Here is a 21,254-nt window from a genome sequence, read left to right on the forward strand (position 1 = left end):
CGCCGACGCACCCTGCAAAAAGGTAGGCGGCGCCGTTCTTTCTCGATACGGGTGCAACGCTGGTAGCTTCGCATCGCATCTTCTCACCCTGTGACTTGGAGCTGGGTGATCCTCGTTTGCAGCTCTCATTGGATGCTGCCCGCGATCCACTAGAAGCATTTTCGCTTGTTCCTCTGGGTAAAGTCGAAGTTGATAGGTAACAATTCAGATGATGCAGGTAGCCACAAGTCTAGACGGGCTGCAGGAGGCGTCTTGATTTGCCTGGTTGCGTTGCTTTTATTGCTGTTTGCCAGCTGGCTGATGGTGCGGCAGATGGCTTCCGATGCCGGGAAAGAGCTGCGCAGTGCCGACAGCCAGAATGGCAGCTGCGTGCTCAAGACCTATACGCGGCGCTACAGTGCCGCCGGACTCGGAGGGCGCATCGCATCGCTGTTCGGCAGCAGCTACTACTACAGGGTGTACAGCCGCGACGGGCGATTGCTGGCCACCTCGGAGTGGACACTGTGGGAGCGCGAGTTTGGGGATATGGATGCTCACTGGATCAATCGAACTGCGATGTACCCCGGCCAAGACGGCTGGGCGGGTTGGAGGTTGCCGCAATGCGACTGATAAGAACGCAGGGTATTGCGTGTTTGTGTGAGGTGATCAGAGCGAGTAAACGCTGATCCCGGTAACGCGTTCTCGCTTCCGTTCTTGCCAAGTTCTCCAGTCTGGCGTGCGGCCAGCGACCTGAATTTTCCTGCGGGCTGCTGTTGCGGTGGAATTGCCCACCAAGCTTCTGAGGAGCGTAGCTTTTAGGCTACGGCCAGTAGCGTAGGTAGTTAACTTGTCTGCTGGCTAGAGGCGGCAAGGGTGTGCAGCAGCGCGATATCGAGAGGGCCAGGAGATTGCGCATGCCCTGTGAGTATCAAATTAGCTGTAGGTGAAACGACTCAATACCGAAGTACTGGAGCTGTCCCATCATGGCCATCAAGAAGAAAGTAGAACTCAAAGCATTTGATGTGGCCGAGCACCTTCAGACACCGGAGGAGATGGCGGCCTATCTCGATGCCTGCATCGAGGAAAGCGATGGCGATTCCGCGTTCATTGCCAAGGCGCTCGGCGACATCGCGCGCGCTCAGGGCATGAGCAAGGTCGCACGTGCGGCGGGCCTGTCGCGGGAGAGTCTGTATCGCGCATTGTCGGGCGAGCGCAGCCCTGATTTCGCGACCATCCTCAAAGTGACCCGTGCCTTGGGTGTACGCCTGCATGCCAGCGCAGCATGACCACATGCGCCGACTTTGACGCGTTGACATGGTGCGGGTCGTAGAAACGGCGGAATGAACATGAAGAACCGCCTTTCGGCGGTTTTTCGTCCCAAGCCGGTGAGCCAACTCAATGACGCAGCAAAGGAGGAGTCGTCTGGCGATTCTCGTTCCAGGTAGCTTGCGTGTCATGCGGCGTATCAGTGCATTACGCGTCAGACGTTGCCGGCTCAAGAAGTCCGGCGCGATCAGTCTCAATCAAACCGGATGATGCGGATCAACCCTCTTGTTGACGATCTGTCTCCGAAGGCGGCCACCGTGCCACAGGGGAATACCTCTTTCGCATCGTCATGGTTGATGAAGGAGATCGTGCAGTGTGACCGCGTTTCAGGCGTGATCCGGGTGATGACTCTGCAATTCAGGACGAAGCTGTACCACATGAGCTCAGGGCTTATCGAAAGCGCCATGGGGCGCGCCGTGGAGGCGAGCATCTCGGCAACAGCGCCGCCGCGCGAATCCACTTCGTCCAGCCGCAGCTCAACAAGAACAGGTTTCAGATTTGGATAGGGGGTACTCATGCCAGCAGCGGGTCTGCCTGATTCGATAGCCGGGGTTGCGACGCGTTGAACCTGCATGCTGGGGATCTCAACGTTCCGCATTATTGAGCCCCACCCACCTGCAACGCCACATACTCTGCCAGCCCCCGGCAGGCCAGCATCAGCCCTTCGCGCGTGCCATCGCCGATATCGTCCTTCTCTTCCCCGTCCACGCGCACACGCTCGGCGGCGTGGTACAGCTCCAGCAGCGACACCAGGCCCACTGCGGCGCGGTCCCTGCGTGCAGCAGCCACGGCGTCGCCAGGTTTGCCTGCCGGTTCCGGCCACGGCTGTCCATCGGCGGCGTCACCCATCTGGATGCGCTGCAGGCAGCCGGGCAGATTGATCGGTGCAGGGGCCTCGTTGGCGGCAGCGAAAGCGGCTTCCAACGGCTGCGCCAGTTCGGGCGGCAGGCGCAGGGCGGCATCGCCCAGGGTGGCGGTCAGGTACGGGTGGTGGGTCTTGGGCATGCGGGCGTCCTCGTCGGGAACAGAGGCGCCACCCGAAGAGGGTGGCGGGCGATGCGTGGCTTCCAAGACCGGGAATCGATGAGCCGGCGGGCACGGGGCCCCCACGCACCGCCCGCCGTCGATCGGCGAACGGATTGCCAGCCGGCGCCGCTCTTGGGAAGACGGCGCCGGCTGGCAAGCGTATACAGCATCGATTACGCGGGCTTGGAAGACCCGACCACCTTTGCGGGTGGCGATTCATCATGCGCATGTGAAATCACCGCCCGCCAGTCGTTTGTTTCGATGGCATCGGGCGATCTGAAAGGAAAAATGAATTATCGCGTTTGGCTTGTGCTGCGCACTTGCATGGCAAAAGCGACAGATCGCGCAACGCTGGAACGTGCGGGCGCATACCCCATCGCAGCGCAGCCACCTGCGCGCAGGGCGAAACGACGCGTAAAGCCAACTTAACTGACCGCACAGTTCACCCACCCGATCATCATAAGCGGCCAACGGCATCGGTGCTTCACATCGGCACAAAGTGGCCCCGGCGTTGCGACGGCACTAAGCTGCCGGGCCTGTGCCAACCCTATGGAAGCCCCCCATGTCCCACCTCCTGTCCAAGGCGGCCGAACAACAGGATCTCGACCGCATCGACGCACTGCTGGATGCCGGCGCGGACATCGAGTGGCGGCACAAAGGCACCGGACGCACGCCGTTGTTGTCGGCGGTGATCGCCGGAAAGGCTGACGCGGTGGCGCGGCTGCTGGACCGCGGTGCCAACATCGAGCATGCCTGCACGGCGGTGGGCTTTACCGCACTGGGATGGGCGACCGAGCGCGACGACGCAGACATCGGACGCCTGCTGATCGCGCGCGGCGCCTCGCTTGACGTGGCCTCGCCGGAACTGCATCGCACACCGCTGATGGTGGCGGCGCAGGGCGGTCATCTGCCGATGGTCGAGCTGTTGCTGGCTGGCGGTGCTGATGTTGCACGCGTGGATTTCGAAGGACGCAATGCGCTGTCGCTGGCCGAAGCGCGCGGGCATGCGGCTGTGGTGCAGTGCCTGCAGGCAGCGGGCGCACAGATGTCACCGGTGTTGGAGGAGGCGCCGCCGCTTGCGTGGCCTGAACCGGCCGCAGAAGGGGAACCGGCAGCCGTGGTGCGTGGCTATATGCTGGCCTGCCATGCGTGGGAAACGCGTGGTTACCGTGATGCCAAGGCCGGTGGAGACCTGCTCGGTAGTCCATCATTCCAACAGGAGCGCGCAAACATCCTTGCGGCCTGGTGTACCGACCGGAAGCGGGTGTATTCCACGGGCATGTCGGTGGGCAATCCGCCGGTGCACGTGCCGGAGGATCTGCTGGCCGCCGTCGGTCAGCCGACGGCCTCCAAGGCCGAAGTGCTGGTACGTGACCATGCACAGAAATCTCGCGCGCTACGTTACGAACGCCTGTTCGTGCTCAAGCGCGTGGCAGGGCAATGGCGGATCGACGTGCTGAAGAAGCGCCTGTTCCGCACCGAAGCGTGGTCGTCGGCGATTCTCTGAGCGAGACCCGCCGCGCGTCAGCCACACGTCTTCCGCAGCAATACCCACGCCAGCATCAGGGCGAACGTTCCGACCAAGGTCAGGCCGAACCACAGCGCGGCCACTTTTACGTTGCCGATCAACGCCGCCAGCATACGGTGCAGTTCGCTCTTCAGGATTGGATCTTCAGCGTGTGCCTTGCGCAGACGCTGCCAACCCAACCCGAGGAATACCAGGGTCGAGAACGGCACCAGCAGGAGCGCCGTCTGGATCAACCAACCGTTCGGCGTCGCATCGACCGTACCGTTCAACAGAAGCACAAAAGCGGCAAAGGGCAGCGCCCCGAAGAAAAAGCGCGGCCAGGCAGTATTGATGAAGGGCGACATCGCAATCTTCCATGAAGGACGGTCGGGTCCGCGCGGCATCATGCCATGCCAATGCCCTGCTGCACCGCCGCGAGTGGTGTCACACAGCTCTGGCTAGACTGTGCTTCTTTTTCCCCACCGCAGGAGGCACCCATGGCCCATCCCATTTCCGTATCCCTGATTGGCGTTCCCACCGATGTCGGTGCGGGCCATCGCGGTGCACGGCTGGGGCCGGAAGCGCTGCGCGTGGCGGGCCTGCCGGAGGCGCTGGAGGCGCGCGGCGTGGACGTGCGCGACCTGGGCAACCTGGATGGCCCGCGCAACCCGTGGACCGCGCCGGTGGAAGGCTACCGCCACCTGGATGAAGTGGTGGCGTGGAACCATGCGCTGATGGAAGCCAGCTATGCCGAACTGCAGGCTGGCCGCATGCCGATCATGCTCGGCGGCGACCACTGCCTGGGCATCGGTTCGATCACCGCCGTGGCGCGCTGGTGCCGCGAGCAGGGCAAGACCCTGCGCGTGCTGTGGCTGGATGCCCATTCGGATTTCAACACCAGCGACGTGACCCCGTCGGGCAACATCCACGGCATGCCGGTGGCCTGCCTGTGCGGCCTCGGCCCGGATGCGTTGACCCGCCTCGGCGGCACCGTGCCGGCGATCACCCCGGCGCAGATGCATCAGATCGGCATCCGTTCGGTTGACCCGGACGAGAAGCGCCTGATCAAGACCCACAAGGTGGATGTCTATGACATGCGCTACATCGATGAGAACGGCATGAAGCGCACCGTAGAAGCAGCGCTGGCAGGCATCGACGAGAACACCCATCTGCATGTCAGCTTCGATGTGGACTTCCTCGACCCCAGCATCGCGCCGGGCGTGGGCACCACTGTGCCGGGCGGGGTGAACTACCGCGAGGCGCAGCTGGTGATGGAGATGATCGCCGACACCGGGCGCATGGGTTCGCTGGACATCGTCGAGCTCAACCCCTTGCTGGACAAGCAGAATGCCACCGCCGAACTGGCCGTGGACCTGGTCGAAAGCCTGTTCGGCAAGTCCACCCTGATGCGTGACTGACGGCGCCGCCTGAACGGATCTGAGATCCGTTCACGCCCGCTCCACGCCACTGCCGCCAGATTGCACTTCACGCGGCGGTGGTGGGCGTTGGCCTTCTCCCGCCGAGCGAAACAATCCCATCCGCGAATGAAGCGGTGTAGCGGCAAACCCAAGGAGAAGCCCATGAAGCGCGTAGTTGCCCTGATGCTGTTGTCGATGTTCTCGGTGGCCCTGCTGGCCGGCTGCAACACCATTGCCGGTGCCGGCAAGGACGTGCAGAAGGCGGGCGAGAAGGTCGAGGACACCGCGAAGGGCCGTTGAGCCCTGCACGGAACGGAAAGAGAAAAGGCCGGGGATTTCCCCGGCCTTTTTTTGCGCGTGCTTTTCGCTGCGTGCTGTCGAAGCGGAGTGAACCATTCAAGCAGGTGAGCATCTATTTCATTGCCGGTTGACCGGTATTCAACAGCCGCTGCGCGAAGCTGGAGCCACGGTAAGAACGCCGTTGCAACCAAGGACTCCCAGCAATGAACAAAGACATCATTTCCGGCAAGTGGTCGCAGCTGAAGGGCAAGGCCCAGGCCAAGTGGGGCGATCTGACCAACGACGACTTCGATGTGGCCGAAGGCAATGCCGAGTATCTGGCCGGTCGCCTGCAGGAACGTTATGGCTGGGCCAAGGACCGCGCGGAGAAGGAAGTGCGTGAGTTCCAGGACGCCGTGAGCAAGGACTACCCGGACTACAAGTAAGCACTTCGGTTTCCCCCACGGCACAACGCCCGCACCGAGAGGTTGCGGGCGTTGTGTTGTCTGGGCGGGACGATCAGCGCGCCGGCGGGTCCGGCACGTAGCGGTTTGGGAAGGCCTGTGGTTCGCGCGGCAGGCGCGAGGGCGAATCCACCAGGATGCCGCGTGCGCGCAGGTTGCGGGCGCTGTCGTAACGCAGCTGCAGTACCTGTGCCGGGCTGCGGCTGGCGCGTTCGAAGTCGGTATCGCGCACCGAAGACTGCTCGCGAGCACCGTGGCCGGTGCCCAGCGCTGGCGCCTGCGACTTGCTGGAATAGCCCTCGATGCGGCTGCTGCTCGCACTGGCATCGGCCGACGCTTCCGCCGCCGGGGCTGGTAGCGGCAGGCCACGGCGCAGGATCGGATCCGGACGCCAGCGGCGCGCTTCCTCGAACACCGCCACGCCCACCACGCCGATGTTGTCCGGGCGGCCGGTGCGGCTGGCGTAGCTGCCGCTGGGGCTGCTGAACACGAACTGCGCCACTTCGTCCTGGCTCTTGCGCCAGCCGGTGATGTCGGCGCGCTGGCCGGGGTTGAGCACGTAGCCGGTCTGCGAGGGATCGGCATCTTCGCCGGAGATGGCGTTGACGCCGTCCACCGACAGCACCACCAGCACCCGGCGCGGGCTGTCGTTGTACAGGCGCACGGCGTAGCGGTGGCCGCGCTCGCCGGCCACCCAGCGCTGGCCCTCGGCGGGGTAGCTGCGCAGTTCGGTGCCGCGGTCGCGGTCGACCAGGGCCATGCGGACGGGGCCGCCCTCGTACACCGGCGGCGGCATCGGGGCCGGGCGGAAGCCGGCCAGGGGCAGGATCAGCAGCAGGGGCAGCAGGCGTTTCATCGGGCGTCTCCAGCGGGGTTGCGTGAATGAACGCGCCGCAGGCCCTGACGGGGTTGGTGGCGTGCAAGGTAAACTGGCCCCGTTCATCGAAGGTTACCCCACGCAGTCATGACGACCCGAGTCCTTACCGGCATCACCCCCTCCGGCACGCCCCACCTGGGCAACTACGTTGGCGCCATCCGTCCGGCCATTGCGGCCAGCCGCGCGCCGGGGATCGAGAGCTTCTTCTTCCTGGCCGACCTGCACAGCCTGATCAAGTCGCAGGACCCGCAGCGCACCCAGCGCGCGACCCTGGAGATCGCGGCCAGCTGGCTGGCCTGCGGGCTGGACCCGGAACACGTGTGGTTCTACCGCCAGAGCGACATCCGCGAGACCACCGAGCTGATGTGGTTCCTGACCGCCATCGCCAGCAAGGGCATCCTCAACCGCGCGCATGCCTACAAGGCGGCCGTGGACAAGAACCGTGAGGAAGGCGTGGACGAGGATGCAGGCGTCAGCGCCGGCCTGTTCATGTACCCGGTGTTGATGGCCGCCGACATCCTGATCTTCAAGGCCAACCAGGTGCCGGTGGGCCGCGACCAGATCCAGCACATCGAGATGGCGCGCGACTTCGCGCAGCGCTTCAACCACGTGTACGGCAAGGAGTACTTCCCGCTGCCGGACGTGGTGATCGACGAGCAGGTGGCGACGCTGGCGGGCCTGGATGGCCGCAAGATGAGCAAGAGCTACCACAACACCATTCCGCTGTTCGTGCCGCGCGAGGAGCTGAAGAAGCTGGTGTTCTCGATCCTGACCGACTCGCGCGCACCCGGCGAGCCGAAGGACACCGAGGGCTCGGCGCTGTTCCAGATGTACCAGGCGTTCGCCACCCCGGAACAGACCGCGGAATTCGCCAAGGCGTTCGCCGCCGGCATCAGCTGGGGCGATGCCAAGCAGCAGCTGTTCGAGCGCATCGACAGCGAGCTGTCGCCGCTGCGCGAGCGCTACAACGCGCTGATGGCCGAGCCGGAGAAGATCGAGGCGCTGCTCAAGCGCCGTGGCCAGCAGCTGCGCGAGCAGCTGGCGGCACCGCTGCTGGACGAGCTGCGCCACGCGGTGGGCCTGCGTGATCTGTCCAGCGCGGGCGATATCGCCAGCGAGGATGCCGGCGTGGCCCGCGTGGCACCGCCGCTGTTCAAGCAGTACCGCGAAAAGGATGGCCGCTTCTACTTCAAGCTGACCGCTGGTGACGGCACCTTGCTGATCCAGAGCGAAGGTTTCGATTCGCCGCGCGATGCGGGCCAGCTGATCGCGGTGATCAAGCAGGCCGAGCAGGGTGACCAGCTGCAGAGCGAGCTGTTCAAGCTGGAAGCGGAAGTGGATGTAGTGCTGGCCGCGCTGGCGGCGCTGCGAGCCGACTGATCGGTAGATGCCGACCTTGGTCGGCGCCGTTGAAGGGCGGATGCCGGCCAGCGGCCGGCACTACCCGTGAACGAAGGTCATGGCATGATGTCCGCGCGCCTCCGGCGCGATGACATGGAGTCTGCGATGGCCTGGTTGTCGCTGCTGCTGTTCCTGCCCTGGTTCCTGCTGCTGGGCAGCCTGTACTGGCTGTTCCCGCGCCAGCCGCGCACCGCGCGGCGGCGCCTGTTCGACAGCACCACCCTGGTGCTCGCATTCGCGCTGAGCATCGTGTCGATGCTGTGGGGCTACCGCATTGGCGTGGTGCAGCCGGGCGCCGGTCCGATCTGGCCGCAGGTGCTGGCGGTGCTGTACGCCTACGGCGCGTTCCTGGCGGTGCTGGTGTTGGCCCTGTTGCTGCGGCCGCGGTTCGCATTGCGCTCCGGCTGATCGGTAGTGCCGGCCGCTGGCCGGCACATGCATTCTCCTGGCTATCCCGAGGTTGCCGGCCAGCGGCCGGCACTACCCGACCAAAGCCGCATCGAACCCGGGCCGCCTGCGCGCCTACCATGGGGGTCTGTTCCCGATCCTGCCAGGTGCGTGCCGATGACCGCCGACCCCAGCATCCACACCATCGATACCGGTTTCCAGCGCCCGGATTTCGACGCGGCGTATCTGATCGTTGAGAACGGCCGTGCTGCGTTCGTCGACTGCGGCACCGGCCTGTCGGTGCCGGCGATGCTGCAGGCGCTGGCGGATGCCGGCCTGGGCGTGGAGGCGGTGGACTGGCTGCTGCTCACCCACGTGCATCTGGATCATGCAGGCGGTGCAGGCCTGCTGATGCAGCAGTTGCCGAATGCGAAGGCGGTGCTGCACCCGCGCGGTGCGCCGCACATGATCGATCCGACCCGCCTGATTGCGGGTGCCACGGCGGTGTATGGCGCCGAAGAGATCGCGCGCAGCTATGGCCACATCGAGGCGATTCCGGAGCACCGTGTGGTGGTGGCCGAAGACGGCCACCGCATCGACCTGGCCGGCCGCGAGCTGGTGCTGCTACATACCCCGGGCCACGCGCTGCACCACTACTGCGTGTGGGATGCGCGCAGCCGCAGCTGGTTCACCGGCGATACGTTCGGTATCTCCTACCGCGAGCTGGACAGTGCGCAGGGGGCTTTCATCTTCCCCACCTCATCGCCGGTGCAGTTCGATCCGGAGGCGATGAAGGCCTCGATCCGGCGCATGCTGGGCTACGCGCCGCAGGCGATGTACCTGACCCACTACGGTCGTGTGGAACAGGTGGAGAAACTGGCCGACGACCTGTTCGAGCAGATCGATGCGATGGCCGCCATCGGCCGCCAGTGCGATGGCCGACCGGACCGCCACCGCTGCCTGCTGGCCGCACTGCAGGCGCTGTACCTGGAACGTGCACAGCTGCATGGCTGTGCGCTGGACGATGCGGCGGTGACTGCGGTGCTGGCGATGGACATCGAACTCAACGCGCAGGGCCTGGCCTGCTGGCTGGACCGCATCAGCAAGTAGATCCACGCCACGCGTGGATGACGTGGACCCAGGCTGCGCCGTGATGTCACGACCACGTTACACTCTGGTGACTTCCAAGCTAGCCGTGGTACTGCCGTGAATCCGATGCGCGTGTTGCTGCTGTCGTCCTGCCTGTTCGTCGGTGGCCTGGCCCATGCGGCCAACGACCTGCCGGGTGGCGGTATCGATCCGCAGGCACTATCGCGCCACGTGCATGTGCTGGCGTCGGATGAATTCGAGGGCCGCGCGCCGGCCACCGAGGGCGAAGAGCGCACGGTGCAGTACCTGATCGAGCAGTTCCGCAGCTACGGCCTGCAGCCGGGTGGCGTGGATGGCAGCTGGGTACAGCCGGTGCCGCTGGTGCGCGCACAGCTGGAGGGTGCGGCCAAGGCCAGCCTGTCGCTGAAGCAGGGCAAGCGCGCGCTGGCCAACGGCGTGGACGTGACCCTGCAGAGCCTGCAGCCGCGCAAGCGCGTGCAGATCAAGGATGCGCCGCTGGTGTTCGTCGGCTACGGCATCGACGCGCCGGAGCGCCAGTGGAACGACTACAAGGATGTGGACCTGCACGGCAAGATCGCCGTCGTGCTGATCAATGACGCCGATTTCGAAGCCGATGCGCCGGGCGCGTTCGACGGCAAGGCGGTGACCTACTACGGCCGCTGGACCTACAAGTTCGAGGAAGCCGCGCGCCGTGGCGCCGAGGGCGTGCTGATCGTGCACGAGACCGCACCGGCCGCCTATGGCTGGGCCACGGTGAAGAGCTCGGGCACTTCGCCGCTGTTCGACATCGAGCGCGGCCAGGCCGAGGCAATGGCGCAGCACACGCCGCTGCGTGGCTGGATGCAGCGCGAACTGGCCGAGGCGATCTTCGCCGACGCCGGCCTCGACTTCGATGCGGAAAAGCGCAAGGCCATGCGTGCAGACTTCCGCCCGGTGGCGCTGGACAATGCAAAGCTGAGCGTGGATTTCGCGCTGAAGCGCGAGCAGGTGGTGACCCGCAACGTGGTGGCCAAGCTGCCCGGTGGTGAACACGCCGACGAGGCGGTGATCTTCTCCGCGCACTGGGATGCCTTCGGCATCGGCCAGCCGGACGCCAAGGGTGACCGCATCCGCCGCGGTGCGATCGACAACGCCACCGGTGTGGCCACCGTGCTGGAACTGGGCCGCGTGTTCGCCGCCGGCCCGCAGCCGCAGCGCACGCTGTACTTCGTGGCCCTGACCGCCGAAGAGAAGGGCCTGCTGGGTGCCAGCTACTACGCCGCGCACCCGCTGGCGCCGCTGGACAAGACCGCTGCAGTGCTGAACATCGAAATGTTCAGCCCGGATGGCGCGACCCGTGACATCGCGTCGTGGGGCAAGGGCCGGGTCTCGCTGGAGGGTGACCTGGAGCGCGTGGCCAAGGTCCGCGGCCGCAGCTACAGCCCGGACCCGAACCTGGAAGCCGGCTTCTTCTACCGTGCCGACCATTTCGCCTTCGCCCGCCTGGGCGTGCCGGCGATCACCATCGGCCCGGGCCTGGACAAGCTGGACGGTGGCGTTGAAGCCGGCCGCGCGCTGCGCGAGAAGTACTTCGCCGACTGCTACCACCAGGCCTGCGATGTGTGGACGCCGAGCTGGGACCCGAGTGGCCACGCCGCCGACACCCTGCTGGTCTACGACCTGGGCGCCGAGCTGGCCAACAGCCGCCGCTGGCCGACGTGGGAAAAGGAATCGGAGTTCCGCGGCGCGCGCGACAAGAGCGAAGCGGCCCGCCGTTGAGGTAGTGCCGGCCGCTGGCCGGCAACTCCCTGCTCTTTCCGGAGGTTCATGAGGTTGCCGGCCAGCGGCCGGCACTACCGAAAGAGGTGGCGTTGCCGGCCAGCGGCCGGCACGCCCGGGTATTCGTCAGCGCCGGCGCAGCAGCGTCCACGCACCCCAGCCACTGGCGGCGAGCGCTGCCAGATAGCACGCCATCATCGTGCGCAGTCCAACCGGCGACCCTGCATTGATGCCGCGATGCAGGCGCAGCTGCAGCGAGCTGTGGCCGCTGCCCAGGTCCACCGCCAGCTGCAGCGCCAGCGCGGCGCAGAACACCAGCAGGGCAATCCCGAATCCGATGCGCGGCCACGCGGCCTGTGCGCTGGGGCGGCGCAGCAGCCAGGCCAATGCCGTGGCTGTGGCCAGCGTCGCCGCGATCCACATCAACGGCGTGGCGGGAGACGCAGCGGCCACCGGCATTGCACCGGTGGCCGCGATCAGGGCAACGCGCTTACTTGCGGGTGCCGTCGAGCCAGTTCGGGCCCTTGTTGGTGAGGAAGAACACATAGACCACCAACGATACCGCGATCGTCGCGGTCACGTAGATGGCGAACCAGTCGACGTGGCCGGTCTTCAGCGCGCCCTGGTACAGCAGTGGGGCGGTGCCGCCGAACAGCGAGTTGGCCAGTGCGTAACCCAGGCCCACGCCCAGTGCGCGCACATGGGTGGGGAACAGCTCGGCCTTCACCACCGCGTTGATGGAGGTGTAGCCGGTGAGGATGACGAACGCCATGGCCAGGGTCAGGAAGGCCAGGGTGGCGTCATGCTGGTGCGGCAGCTGGGTGATCAGGTACCAGCTGTACAGCACGCCGCCGACGCCGAAGAACACCAGCAGGGTCTTGCGGCCGATGATGTCCGACAGCCAGCCACCGACCGGCTGCAGCACCATCAGGAACGCCAGCACGCCCAGGTTGATCAGGGTGCCGGTCATCGGGTCGTTGCCGGCGAAGGCGCTCTGGATCATCTTCGGGCCGTTCACCGAATAGGTGTAGAAGGCCACGGTGCCGCCGGCGGTGATTAGGAAGCACAGCAGCAGCGGCCGCCACTGGTGCACGAACAGTTCGTACATCGAGCCGGACTTCTGTGCCTTGCCCTCGCGTGCGGCCTCGATGGACGACTCCGACAGCGACTCGTCCATGCCACGACGCAGCCAGAACACCACCACTGCGGCGATGCCACCGATGCCGAAGGCGATGCGCCAGCCCCACTCGGAGATTTCCGGCTTGCCCCAGAAGGTCAGCATCAGCAGTAGCGTCAGCTGGGCCAGCACATGACCACCGACCAGGGTGACGTAGTGGAAGGAGGACAGGAAGCCGCGGCGGCCGGGAATGGCGGCCTCGGACATGTAGGTGGCGCTGGCACCGTACTCGCCACCGGTGGCGAAGCCCTGCAGCAGCCGCGCGAACAGCAGGATCACCGCGGCCCAGATGCCGATGCTGGCGGCGGTGGGGGTGATGGCGATCAGGAACGAACACAGCGCCATCAGCGTGACCGAGACGGTCAGTGCCAGGCGGCGGCCATGGCGGTCGGCGAAGCGGCCGAAGAACCAGGCGCCGATCGGGCGCATCAGGAAGGTCGCCGCGAAGATCGCCCACACGTACATCGTGGAGTTCTTGTCGTCGGGCGAGAAGAACTGCGATTCGAAGTACACGGCGAACACCGAGTACACGTAGACGTCGTACCACTCCACCAGGTTGCCGGCTGAGCCTTTGAGGGTGTTGGAGATCGACCGCCGCAGGGCGGCGCGGTCGTTCGCGGGGACAGCAGGTTGGGACGTAGTGCTCATCTGGGTGGGAATCCTCGATGCGGCGCGTCCGTGCGCAGGGAAAACGGCGCCCGGCCTTGGGGCGGCGCGGCCGGGCAGCCCTCTTGGTACTGCATCGACCGTCAACACGGGGTAGCAGACCAGAGCAGGGTGCATGGATGGATGACAGCGTGCCACCGTATGGGGTCCCGGACCATACTCAAAACGTCCTAGAATCCGCCTTCCCCCGGCTCCCTGGTGTGTCATGTCGGCTCCCCCCTCTTCGTCTGCGGCTGCCCCCCGGGGTGGCCTTGTCGCGCTGGCACTGCTGCTGGTCTACGTGGTCTGGGGCTCGACCTACCTGGGCATCGCCAAGGCCCTGCACGGCGGCGCACTGCCGCTGACGATGGTCTCCGGCAGCCGCTTCATCATTGCCGGTGGCCTGATGTTCCTGGCCTTGCGCCTGTTCTGGAAGATGCCGAACCCGACCCTGCGGCAGTGGCGCAACCTGGTCATCATGGGCGTGACCATGCTGGTGCTGGGCAACGGCATGGTGGTGCTGGCCGAGCGCGAGGTGTCCTCGGGCCTGGCCGCCACCGCAGTGGCCTCGGTGCCGCTGTGGATGGCGCTGTTCTCGGCGCTGCGTGGCCAGCACGCCAGCAAGGGCGAATGGCTGGGCATCGCCATCGGTTTCCTGGGCGTGGTCTGGCTCAACGCCGGCAGCAGCCTGACGGCCTCGCCGACCGGGCTGGTGCTGCTGCTGATCGCGCCGATCGGCTGGGCCTTCGGTTCGGTGTGGGCGCGTGGGCTGGACCTGCCGGGCCCGTTCATGACCGCTGCCGGGCAGATGGTCTGCGGTGGCGTGCTGCTGGTGCTGATCGGCCTGGCGGTAGGCGAGCGCCCGACCACGCTGCCCGATACCGGTGGCCTGCTGGCGATGGCCTACCTGTGCGTGTTCGGCTCCATCGTCGCGTTCACCGCCTACGTGTGGCTGCTGCAGAACGTGCGCCCCGCGCTGGCGGGCAGCTACGCGTACGTCAATCCGGTGATCGCGGTGCTGCTGGGCGCACTGCTCAACGGTGAACGGTTCGGCTGGCGCGACCTGTTGGCGATGGTGGTGATTCTTCTGGGTGTGGTGGTGCTGACGATGGCAAGGACGAGAAAGAAATGAGCATGGATGAGAAAGAACAACGCCGGGGCCTGCTGGTCACCGCCTCCACCTTCGTGATCTGGGGCCTGGTGCCGGTGTACTGGCACCTGCTCAACGAGGTGCCCTCGTTCCAGATCATCGCCCACCGCATCATCTGGAGCACCGTGCTGGTGCTGGGCTGGCTGCTGCTCAGCTCGCGCCTGGGCTGGTGGCAGAAGATCGCCGCACAGCCGCGCGCGCTGCCGATCCTGCTGGTGTCGAGCCTGACCATCGCCTTCAACTGGGGCCTGTACATCTGGGCGGTCAACGCCGGCCATGTCATCGAGACCAGCCTGGGCTACTTCATCAACCCGCTGGTGAACGTGCTGCTGGGCGTGCTGGTGCTGAAGGAACGCCTGCGCCGCCTGCAGTGGGTGGCGGTGGCGATGGCGGCGGTGGGCGTGGCCTGGCTGACCATCGACGCCGGCACACCACCGTGGATCGCGCTGGGCCTGGCCTGTTCGTTCGGCCTGTATGGCCTGCTGCGCAAGCTGGTTTCGGTCGACCCGGTGGCCGGCTTGGGCGTGGAAAGCATGTACCTGTTCCTGCCGGCGCTGGCCTTCGCGATCTGGGCCGAGAATGGCCACGGTGGCGCGTTCTTCCATGGCTGGGGCTGGCGCAACGACCTGCTGCTGATCTTCGGCGGCGCAGTCACCGCCGTGCCGCTGATCGGCTTCGCCTACGGCGTGAAGCGCATTCCGCTGTCGCTGGTCGGCATCCTGCAGTACATCGCGCCGAGCCTGCAGCTGCTGCTGGGCGTGTTCTTCTTCCACGAAGCGTTCGATACTGCCAAGGCGATCGGCTTCGCCGCGATCTGGGCCGGCCTGATCCTGTTCGTCGGCGACAACATCCGCACGATGCGCGCCAAGCGCTAGCGCCGCGTCCGCTCGGCTGACACGTGTGCACAAAAAAGAGCGGCGCCCCGAGGGGCGCCGCTCTGCTTCCATCCACAGCCAGGAGAGAGTTGGCTGTGACGGGAACGCGGTTGCAGGCTTAGAAGCGCTGCTGGTACTTCATGTACATGAAGCGGCCGATGTCGAAGCCACCGTAGTAGGTGAAGCTGCTGTTCGGCTGGCTGTACATGATCGGACCCTGGTGGTCGAAGACGTTGTTCACGCCCAGCGACACGGTGCCGTCCCACGGCAGGCTGTAACGCACCTGCAGGTCGTGGAAGGTGTTGGAGCCTACCTTGTTGGTCGGCGATGCACTGGTGTACGACGAACTGAAGCCCGGCAGGTTGCACTCGTCCATGTACGAGCACTTCTCCTTCATGCTGGAGTAGTAGCGCGCGGTCCAGCCGATGCCGAGGTCGCCGTACTGCCAATCCAGGTTGAAGGTCGAGCGGACGCGGAAGTCGCCGCCCCAGCTGGTGCGCTGCTCCACCGGCGTGGTCGCGGCGTTGTCGTTGCGCTGCTTCAGGTAGTCGGTGTAGGTGGTGTTCCAGTTGACGGCGAACTGGCCGAACGTGGTTTCCGGCAGGCGGTAACGCACGTTGATGTCATAGCCGGCGGTTTCGCGGAAACCGGCATTGACCAGCGAGCGGTCCAGGCTGTTGACCTGGCCGTTGCTGCCACGGGTGAAGCGACCACAGGCGGCGTCCGAACCTTGCACATAGCACTGCTCGAGAATGCTGTTGGTGGTCTCGGAGACGATGGCGTTGTTGATGCGGATCTTCCACCAGTCGAGGCTGACATCCAGGCCGGCCACGAAGTCCGGGCTGTACACCAGGCCCACGGTCCAGGTCTTGGCGGTTTCCGGCTTCAGCGCCGCGTTGGAACCCGAGTTGAAGTCGACGGTCGACTGCTGGCCCGGCTTGGTGGCAACGGTGCCATCGCTGTTGAGCTGGCGGAAGTTGGCCGGCACCTTCAGCGCCTGGCAACGGGCAGCAACGGTCGGGCTGGTGGCCGCGGTACCGAACGAGGTATCGCACGGATCGGTGAACGAATCGCGGGTGCTGACGGTACCGCCGTACAGGTCATCCACGGTGGGCGCACGGAAGCCGGTGCCATAGGTTGCGCGGACCAGCAGGCTGTCGATCGGCTTCCACTTCAGGCCGAACTTGCTGTTGGTGGTCGAGCCGAAGTTGTTGTAATCCGAGTAGCGACCGGCCACGTCCAGCGACAGTTCGCGCGCGAACGGCAGATCGGCCAGCAGTGGCACCTGCAGCTCCAGGTAGACCTCGTTGAGCGAGTAGTCGCCACGGGTCGGCTGGCCGCTGGTGCCGGTAATCTCACCCTTCTGCACCCGCATGTCCGGGGTGTAGCTGGCTTCTTCGCTGCGGTGCTCGAAGCCCATCGCGCCCATGATGTCGCCGGCCGGCAGGGTGAACAGCGAACCGGAGATGTTGGCGCTGGCCACCTTGGTGGTGCTCTTCATCTTGTCGACGAAGCGGGCGAACAGGTAGTCCTGTACGTCCTGGTTGCTCAGCGAGCCAGGGCCGGTATAACCCATCGGCGCAGCCGGGTTCCACGGCACGCAGCCGGCGATCACCGCACCCGGTGAGCCGCAGCGGGCCACGTTGCCATCCATGAAGGACGGGCCGACGGCCTGGTTGACGTGCGGCTGGTACATGCTGCCGGTACCGATGCGCTCGCCTTCATTGCGGTTGTACATGTAGCTGACGTTCCAGTCCCAGTACCGCGAACCGGTTTCGAAGCTGCCTTCCAGGCCGATGCTGGCGCGCTTGGTCTCCAGATTGTTCTCGGTGCCGCGCGGCAGCTCCTCGGAGCGGTGCGCGAACAGCACATCCTGGCCCCACAGGTTGAACGTGCTGTCCTTGGACAGGGCGGCACGGCTGCCGTTGCGCGCCTGGGCGGCGCTGACCGAGTACGGGTAGCCGGCTAGCTGCTTGGTCGATTCGCGCTTGCTGTACAGCGCGTCGGCGACGATGCGCAGGTCGTCGGTGATCGAGAAGCCGCCGTTGGCGAACACCGAGGTGCGCTCCAGGCCGGTCAGCAGGCTCATGTTGGTCTTGCTGTTGGCACCATCGGCCGGATCCGGCGCGTGGAAGTTGCCCTTCTGGCTCGGATCGCCGCCCGGGCCCACGGTCAGGTTCTTGCCACCGACGGTGACGTAGCCCCACGGGGTGTTGCCGTTCAGGTTGTCGGTCGGGTGGCGCGGGCCGTTGGGATAGCGGCTGAACTCGCGATCCTTGCCCAGCACTTCGTCTTCCTTGGTGCGCTCAGCACCCACGGTGAACCAGCCGCGGTCGAAGGTCTTGCCGAAGGTGGCGCTGTAGGAGCGCTTCTGGCCGTCACCCTGGCCGTACTGGCCGACATAGACGCTGGCTTGGCCACCGTCGAAGTTCTTGCGGGTAATGATGTTGACCACGCCGGCGATGGCGTCCGAGCCGTACAGCGCGGACGCGCCATCGGTCAGCACTTCCACGCGCTCGACGATGGCCGACGGAATCGAGGCCAGGTCGGAGTAGCCGCCGGCGCTGACGCCCATGCGGCGGCCGTCGATCAGCACCAGGCTGCGTTCCGGGCCGAGGTTGCGCAGGCTGACGTACATGCCGCCGAAGTCGCGCGAGGAGGTCAGCGAAGACGCGCGGCTCATGCTCGGCGAACCAGCAGCGGGAATGTCCTGCAGGATGTCGGCGACGTTGACGTAGCCCTTCTTCTCGATCTCGGCGCGGTTGAGCGCGATCACCGGCTGTGCGGTCTCGACACTGGCCTGGCGGATGCGCGAGCCGGTGATTTCGATGCGGTCGAGGGTGGTGGTGGCGTCGCCGGTGCTCTGTGCGAAGGCGGGGGTGGTGCAGCTGGCGGCCAGCGCGATGACGATCGCGTTGCGCAGCGGAGTGGTTTTCAGGGACATCCGTGAAATCTCGTGTTTCAGTAAAAACAAGCGCCCGTTCTATGGGCGCGTGGGGTGCTGCAAACCAACGTGGGGGGCGCGATTCTAGATTGTTTCCATTCGTAACTGTTTGTCTCTGCGCCACGGATGTGCGCGAAAATGAATCGCAACCAACAATCCACAGATGTGATGTGCGCAACGTCACGTGCGTTGCGTTGGCGATGGGCAGAGGCATCGATAGCGGCGGATTTCCCGCAATCTGTAGCAGTGCGTGTGTGCAGGCATCCATCCACGCATGGCGTGGATCTACTGGACGTACTGGTTCATCACCCGGCCTGGCTGCATCGCCCTGAGTAGATCCACGCCATTCGCGGATGACGCGCAAGAAAAAGGGACGGAGCGTTCGCTCCGTCCCCTGCGCAATGCGCGTTGTATCGCTGCGTGATGCTCAGGTTTCGCGCAGCGCCGTGGTGATGGGTAAACGTGCCGCGCGCAGCGCCGGGAACAGGCCGCCGACCAGGCCGATGCCCAGCGCCCATTTCAGGCCGGTCCACAGCAGTTCCGGCGACACATGGAACTTGAACACCACTGCGCTGAAGTTGCTGCCGATGGTGGACACGCTGTAGCCATTGAACAGCAGCCATGCCACCGCACACCCCAGCAGGCCGCCGAGCAGTGCCAGCAGCATCGTCTCCAGCATCACCGCCGTCACCACCGGCAGGCCGCGGAAGCCGATCGCGCGCATGGTGGCGATCTCGCGCGCACGCGTGGCGACCGCCGCGTACATGGTGTTGAGCGCGCCGAACACCGCACCGACCGCCATGATGGTGCCGATCACCTTGCCGAGGATGTCGATCAGCTTGGTCAGCCCGCCGCCCTGCTTGCTGTAGTAGACGCGGGTGGTTTCCACGTCCAGTTTCAGGCGCGGGTCGGCGGCGACGGCGGCCTTGAACTGCTCGAAGCCGGCCTTGCCATCGGTGCGCACGCTGATCGACTGCCACGCACTGCGCTGGTAGGTGGTGGCCAGCGTATCGGCGTCGGTCCACAGTTCCGAGTCATGCGCATCGCCGGTGGCGAACACACCCACCACGGTCCAGGTCTGGTTGCCCAGGGTCAGCGTCTTGCCAACGTCCAGATCGCGGAACTGGCCCTTGGCGCCCTGGCCGACCACGATCTCGCGCAGGCCGGTGGCGAACGTGCGGCCTTCGACGATCTTGACCTTGTCATGCACCGCCCACGCCTGCGGGCCGACGCCGCGGAACTGCGCGTTGACGTCGGTGCCGTCGGACTTCGATACCAGGTTGACCACCTGCGACAGCTCCGGCGACAGCAGCGGCCGGCCTTCGGCATCGCGAGTGATGCCGGGCAGAGTGGACAGCGTCGGCACCTGTTCGCGGGTGATGACCGAGTTGGTTTCGGCCTGCGAGCCGCCGCGCAGCACGATGGCAGTGGTGTCATCGCCGGTGTTGTTGAGCGTGGCCTGGAAGCCTTCGCCCATCGCCAGCATCGCCACCAGCACGCCGACCACGCCAGCGATGCCGACCACGATCACCGAGGACGCGCCCCAGCGCTGCGGCAGGCTGGCCACGCCGATGCGGGTGGCGGCCAGTGCCAGTCGCCCACCGCCGGTCAGCAGCAGCCACAGTGCCACCAGCACGGCCACGGCCAGCACGCCGATCCACGGCAGGCTGATCCACAGCACCAGGCCGATCACCAGCAGCAGCACCGTCACGCCGTTGCCCAGCCACTTCTTGAGTTTGCTCTTGAACATGTCTGCGTTCTCCTCAGCGGCCGGCCAGTGCGTCGACGATCTTCAGGCGCTTGGCACGCAGCGCGGGCAACAGGCCGACGATGATGCCGATCACCACGATCAGGCCCAGCCCCATCAGCCAGGTCGGCGTCGGCACGTGCGGCGGCAGCATGCCCATGCTCTTTGGCCCGATCGCCGGCAGGATCAGCGCAGCCAGGCCCATGCCGATCAGGCCGCCGAGGCCGATCAGCAGCACCGACTCCACCATTACCAGGGTCAGCACGGTGCTGTCCTTGAAGCCCAGCGTCTTCAACGTGGCCAGCTCCGGCACGCGCTCGCGCACGGCCTGCGCCATGGTGTTGCCGGTCAACAGCAGCAGGGTGAAGAACACCGCGCCCATGATCGACGTAACGATCATGCCGATGTCCGCGAACTGCTTGACGAAGGCCTGCTGGAACGCCGATTCGGTCTGGGTCTTGGTCTCGTGGTCGGAGTTGGCCGAGATCGCGTCGATCGCCTGCGCCACCCGCGAGGACTGGTCCGGGTTGTCCAGCGTCACCGTGTACCAGCTCACCTGGTTCTTGATGTAGTCGTTGGATTCATCGAAGTACTTCCAGTTCATCATCAGCTGGCGTTCTTCGTTGGCGGCCAGCGCACGGTCCTTGGAGCGGTAGATGCCCTTCAGCTCCAGCGGCCAGTCGTTGCTGCCGCCACGCGGGAAGATGGTTGCCTGCAGCGGGATGGTGTCGCCGATCTTCCAGCCGAACTGCTTGGCCAGGGTCTCGCCGACGATGGCACCGGTGCGGGTCTGCTTCCAGTCCTCCAGCTGCGCCGGGTCGATCTGCAGCTCGCGGTAGACATCGAAGTAGTTGGGCGACACCGAGAAGTTCGGGAAGAAGTTCTTCGGGTCCTGGTAGATGCCGCCGAACCACATGCCGTAGGCCACGTCGCGCACGCCGGCCACCTGCCGCACCTGCGCTTCCAGGCGGATCGGCAGTGACTGGGTGATCGACAGCCGCGACGCCACCACCAGCCGGTTGGCGCCTTCCACGCTGCCGCCGGAGGTGAATGCCACGCGTACCGAGTCGAGCATGCCGAACAGCAGGAACGCGGCCACCACCGAAAGCAGGGTCAGCAATGTACGGGTGCGGCTGCGGAACAGCTGCGCCCACACCAACGAGAAGTATTTCATCGCCGTGGCC

Annotated in this window: 21 protein-coding genes; 12 read left to right on the top strand and 9 right to left on the bottom strand. The window is 65.7% G+C overall.

Annotation, left to right across the window (positions count from 1 at the left end):
* The first annotated feature begins 252 nt into the window (after positions 1-252).
* Both ACZK13_RS01120 and ACZK13_RS01125 read left to right on the top strand, forming a co-directional pair.
* The gene (locus tag ACZK13_RS01120; protein WP_125895925.1) at positions 253-609 is read left to right on the top strand and encodes a hypothetical protein; all 357 of its coding nucleotides are present in this window, start codon (positions 253-255) and stop codon (positions 607-609) included.
* Between the two features lie 353 nt (positions 610-962).
* Positions 963-1,265, top strand: a complete 303-nt coding sequence (locus tag ACZK13_RS01125) for an addiction module antidote protein (protein WP_293794210.1) — start codon at positions 963-965, stop codon at positions 1,263-1,265.
* Positions 1,266-1,498: 233 nt separating this feature from the next.
* Here the strand turns inward: ACZK13_RS01125 and ACZK13_RS01130 are convergent, their stop codons facing one another.
* Together ACZK13_RS01130 and ACZK13_RS01135 are read right to left on the bottom strand one after the other, a co-directional pair.
* Positions 1,499-1,822 (bottom strand): hypothetical protein, encoded by a 324-nt coding sequence (locus ACZK13_RS01130; RefSeq protein ID WP_293794211.1) that lies wholly within the window; start codon positions 1,820-1,822, stop codon positions 1,499-1,501.
* Positions 1,823-1,902: 80 nt separating this feature from the next.
* Positions 1,903-2,310 (bottom strand): hypothetical protein, encoded by a 408-nt coding sequence (locus ACZK13_RS01135; protein ID WP_293794213.1) that lies wholly within the window; start codon positions 2,308-2,310, stop codon positions 1,903-1,905.
* Positions 2,311-2,893: 583 nt separating this feature from the next.
* Here ACZK13_RS01135 and ACZK13_RS01140 point away from each other — a divergent pair.
* On the top strand, positions 2,894-3,838 hold the full coding sequence (locus ACZK13_RS01140; protein WP_478482164.1) for an ankyrin repeat domain-containing protein: 945 nt from the start codon (positions 2,894-2,896) through the stop codon (positions 3,836-3,838).
* Positions 3,839-3,855: 17 nt separating this feature from the next.
* On the opposite strand, the gene ACZK13_RS01145 is transcribed toward ACZK13_RS01140, so the two are convergent.
* Positions 3,856-4,203 carry a hypothetical protein gene (locus tag ACZK13_RS01145; protein WP_478482166.1) on the bottom strand — a complete coding sequence of 116 codons (348 nt, stop codon included), beginning with the start codon at positions 4,201-4,203 and terminating at the stop codon, positions 3,856-3,858.
* A gap of 132 nt (positions 4,204-4,335) precedes the next feature.
* On the opposite strand from ACZK13_RS01145, the gene rocF reads away from it, so the two are divergent.
* The 3 genes from rocF to ACZK13_RS01160 all read left to right on the top strand — a co-directional run bounded on the left by rocF (position 4,336) and on the right by ACZK13_RS01160 (position 5,981).
* Positions 4,336-5,256, top strand: coding sequence for an arginase (gene rocF / locus ACZK13_RS01150; protein WP_094001609.1), 921 nt, complete (start codon positions 4,336-4,338; stop codon positions 5,254-5,256).
* Positions 5,257-5,418: 162 nt separating this feature from the next.
* Entirely contained in the window at positions 5,419-5,556 is a 138-nt protein-coding gene (locus tag ACZK13_RS01155) for an entericidin A/B family lipoprotein (protein ID WP_008266021.1), read from the top strand.
* Between the two features lie 203 nt (positions 5,557-5,759).
* A complete protein-coding gene (locus tag ACZK13_RS01160; protein WP_004153772.1) occupies positions 5,760-5,981 on the top strand; it encodes a CsbD family protein in 222 nt (73 codons plus the stop codon).
* A 73-nt stretch (positions 5,982-6,054) separates the two neighbouring features.
* On the opposite strand, the gene ACZK13_RS01165 is transcribed toward ACZK13_RS01160, so the two are convergent.
* Complete coding sequence (locus ACZK13_RS01165; RefSeq protein ID WP_180838608.1) at positions 6,055-6,855, bottom strand: hypothetical protein; 801 nt, start codon at positions 6,853-6,855, stop codon at positions 6,055-6,057.
* Positions 6,856-6,963: 108 nt separating this feature from the next.
* Here ACZK13_RS01165 and ACZK13_RS01170 point away from each other — a divergent pair, with 108 nt between their 5' ends.
* The 4 genes from ACZK13_RS01170 to ACZK13_RS01185 all read left to right on the top strand — a co-directional run bounded on the left by ACZK13_RS01170 (position 6,964) and on the right by ACZK13_RS01185 (position 11,532).
* Positions 6,964-8,256, top strand: coding sequence for a tryptophan--tRNA ligase (locus ACZK13_RS01170; RefSeq protein WP_032128180.1), 1,293 nt, complete (start codon positions 6,964-6,966; stop codon positions 8,254-8,256).
* A 126-nt stretch (positions 8,257-8,382) separates the two neighbouring features.
* Positions 8,383-8,685 (top strand): hypothetical protein, encoded by a 303-nt coding sequence (locus ACZK13_RS01175; RefSeq protein ID WP_065724234.1) that lies wholly within the window; start codon positions 8,383-8,385, stop codon positions 8,683-8,685.
* A 156-nt stretch (positions 8,686-8,841) separates the two neighbouring features.
* On the top strand, positions 8,842-9,774 hold the full coding sequence (locus tag ACZK13_RS01180) for an MBL fold metallo-hydrolase (RefSeq protein ID WP_478482168.1): 933 nt from the start codon (positions 8,842-8,844) through the stop codon (positions 9,772-9,774).
* A 105-nt stretch (positions 9,775-9,879) separates the two neighbouring features.
* The gene (locus tag ACZK13_RS01185) at positions 9,880-11,532 is read left to right on the top strand and encodes a M28 family metallopeptidase (RefSeq protein WP_478482504.1); all 1,653 of its coding nucleotides are present in this window, start codon (positions 9,880-9,882) and stop codon (positions 11,530-11,532) included.
* A 126-nt stretch (positions 11,533-11,658) separates the two neighbouring features.
* Here ACZK13_RS01185 and ACZK13_RS01190 read toward each other — a convergent pair whose 3' ends face one another.
* Positions 11,659-11,955 carry a hypothetical protein gene (locus ACZK13_RS01190; RefSeq protein WP_253143788.1) on the bottom strand — a complete coding sequence of 99 codons (297 nt, stop codon included), beginning with the start codon at positions 11,953-11,955 and terminating at the stop codon, positions 11,659-11,661.
* Between the two features lie 67 nt (positions 11,956-12,022).
* Positions 12,023-13,357, bottom strand: coding sequence for an MFS transporter (locus ACZK13_RS01195; protein WP_010486964.1), 1,335 nt, complete (start codon positions 13,355-13,357; stop codon positions 12,023-12,025).
* Positions 13,358-13,580: 223 nt separating this feature from the next.
* On the opposite strand from ACZK13_RS01195, the gene yedA reads away from it, so the two are divergent.
* Positions 13,581-14,486: a drug/metabolite exporter YedA gene (gene yedA / locus ACZK13_RS01200; protein ID WP_125894900.1), complete on the top strand. Its 906-nt coding sequence runs from the start codon at positions 13,581-13,583 to the stop codon at positions 14,484-14,486.
* On the top strand, positions 14,483-15,379 hold the full coding sequence (gene rarD, locus ACZK13_RS01205; RefSeq protein WP_253143749.1) for an EamA family transporter RarD: 897 nt from the start codon (positions 14,483-14,485) through the stop codon (positions 15,377-15,379). The genes yedA and rarD overlap by 4 nt, the downstream gene beginning before the upstream one ends.
* A 118-nt stretch (positions 15,380-15,497) precedes the next feature.
* Here the strand turns inward: rarD and ACZK13_RS01210 are convergent, their stop codons facing one another.
* From ACZK13_RS01210 to ACZK13_RS01220, 3 genes are all read right to left on the bottom strand, one after another.
* Positions 15,498-18,323: a TonB-dependent receptor gene (locus ACZK13_RS01210; RefSeq protein ID WP_180838484.1), complete on the bottom strand. Its 2,826-nt coding sequence runs from the start codon at positions 18,321-18,323 to the stop codon at positions 15,498-15,500.
* 427 nt (positions 18,324-18,750) lie between these two features.
* Entirely contained in the window at positions 18,751-20,073 is a 1,323-nt protein-coding gene (locus ACZK13_RS01215) for an ABC transporter permease (protein WP_253143747.1), read from the bottom strand.
* 13 nt (positions 20,074-20,086) lie between these two features.
* Positions 20,087-21,244 carry an ABC transporter permease gene (locus ACZK13_RS01220; RefSeq protein ID WP_032128170.1) on the bottom strand — a complete coding sequence of 386 codons (1,158 nt, stop codon included), beginning with the start codon at positions 21,242-21,244 and terminating at the stop codon, positions 20,087-20,089.
* Positions 21,245-21,254: the final 10 nt, after the last annotated feature.

The organism is Stenotrophomonas sp. 99219_Sma, assembly GCF_056480785.1.

Coding starts and splice junctions, on each gene's coding strand:
- ACZK13_RS01190 (WP_253143788.1), bottom strand. CDS start 11,955: ATGTGGATCGCGGCGACGCTGGCCACAGCCACGGCATTGGCCTGGCTG.
- ACZK13_RS01210 (WP_180838484.1), bottom strand. CDS start 18,323: ATGTCCCTGAAAACCACTCCGCTGCGCAACGCGATCGTCATCGCGCTG.
- ACZK13_RS01170 (WP_032128180.1), top strand. CDS start 6,964: ATGACGACCCGAGTCCTTACCGGCATCACCCCCTCCGGCACGCCCCAC.
- ACZK13_RS01220 (WP_032128170.1), bottom strand. CDS start 21,244: ATGAAATACTTCTCGTTGGTGTGGGCGCAGCTGTTCCGCAGCCGCACC.
- ACZK13_RS01180 (WP_478482168.1), top strand. CDS start 8,842: ATGACCGCCGACCCCAGCATCCACACCATCGATACCGGTTTCCAGCGC.
- ACZK13_RS01145 (WP_478482166.1), bottom strand. CDS start 4,203: ATGTCGCCCTTCATCAATACTGCCTGGCCGCGCTTTTTCTTCGGGGCG.
- rocF (WP_094001609.1), top strand. CDS start 4,336: ATGGCCCATCCCATTTCCGTATCCCTGATTGGCGTTCCCACCGATGTC.
- ACZK13_RS01160 (WP_004153772.1), top strand. CDS start 5,760: ATGAACAAAGACATCATTTCCGGCAAGTGGTCGCAGCTGAAGGGCAAG.
- ACZK13_RS01195 (WP_010486964.1), bottom strand. CDS start 13,357: ATGAGCACTACGTCCCAACCTGCTGTCCCCGCGAACGACCGCGCCGCC.
- ACZK13_RS01140 (WP_478482164.1), top strand. CDS start 2,894: ATGTCCCACCTCCTGTCCAAGGCGGCCGAACAACAGGATCTCGACCGC.
- ACZK13_RS01185 (WP_478482504.1), top strand. CDS start 9,880: ATGCGCGTGTTGCTGCTGTCGTCCTGCCTGTTCGTCGGTGGCCTGGCC.
- ACZK13_RS01215 (WP_253143747.1), bottom strand. CDS start 20,073: ATGTTCAAGAGCAAACTCAAGAAGTGGCTGGGCAACGGCGTGACGGTG.
- ACZK13_RS01125 (WP_293794210.1), top strand. CDS start 963: ATGGCCATCAAGAAGAAAGTAGAACTCAAAGCATTTGATGTGGCCGAG.
- ACZK13_RS01135 (WP_293794213.1), bottom strand. CDS start 2,310: ATGCCCAAGACCCACCACCCGTACCTGACCGCCACCCTGGGCGATGCC.
- rarD (WP_253143749.1), top strand. CDS start 14,483: ATGAGCATGGATGAGAAAGAACAACGCCGGGGCCTGCTGGTCACCGCC.
- yedA (WP_125894900.1), top strand. CDS start 13,581: ATGTCGGCTCCCCCCTCTTCGTCTGCGGCTGCCCCCCGGGGTGGCCTT.
- ACZK13_RS01130 (WP_293794211.1), bottom strand. CDS start 1,822: ATGAGTACCCCCTATCCAAATCTGAAACCTGTTCTTGTTGAGCTGCGG.
- ACZK13_RS01155 (WP_008266021.1), top strand. CDS start 5,419: ATGAAGCGCGTAGTTGCCCTGATGCTGTTGTCGATGTTCTCGGTGGCC.
- ACZK13_RS01165 (WP_180838608.1), bottom strand. CDS start 6,855: ATGAAACGCCTGCTGCCCCTGCTGCTGATCCTGCCCCTGGCCGGCTTC.
- ACZK13_RS01175 (WP_065724234.1), top strand. CDS start 8,383: ATGGCCTGGTTGTCGCTGCTGCTGTTCCTGCCCTGGTTCCTGCTGCTG.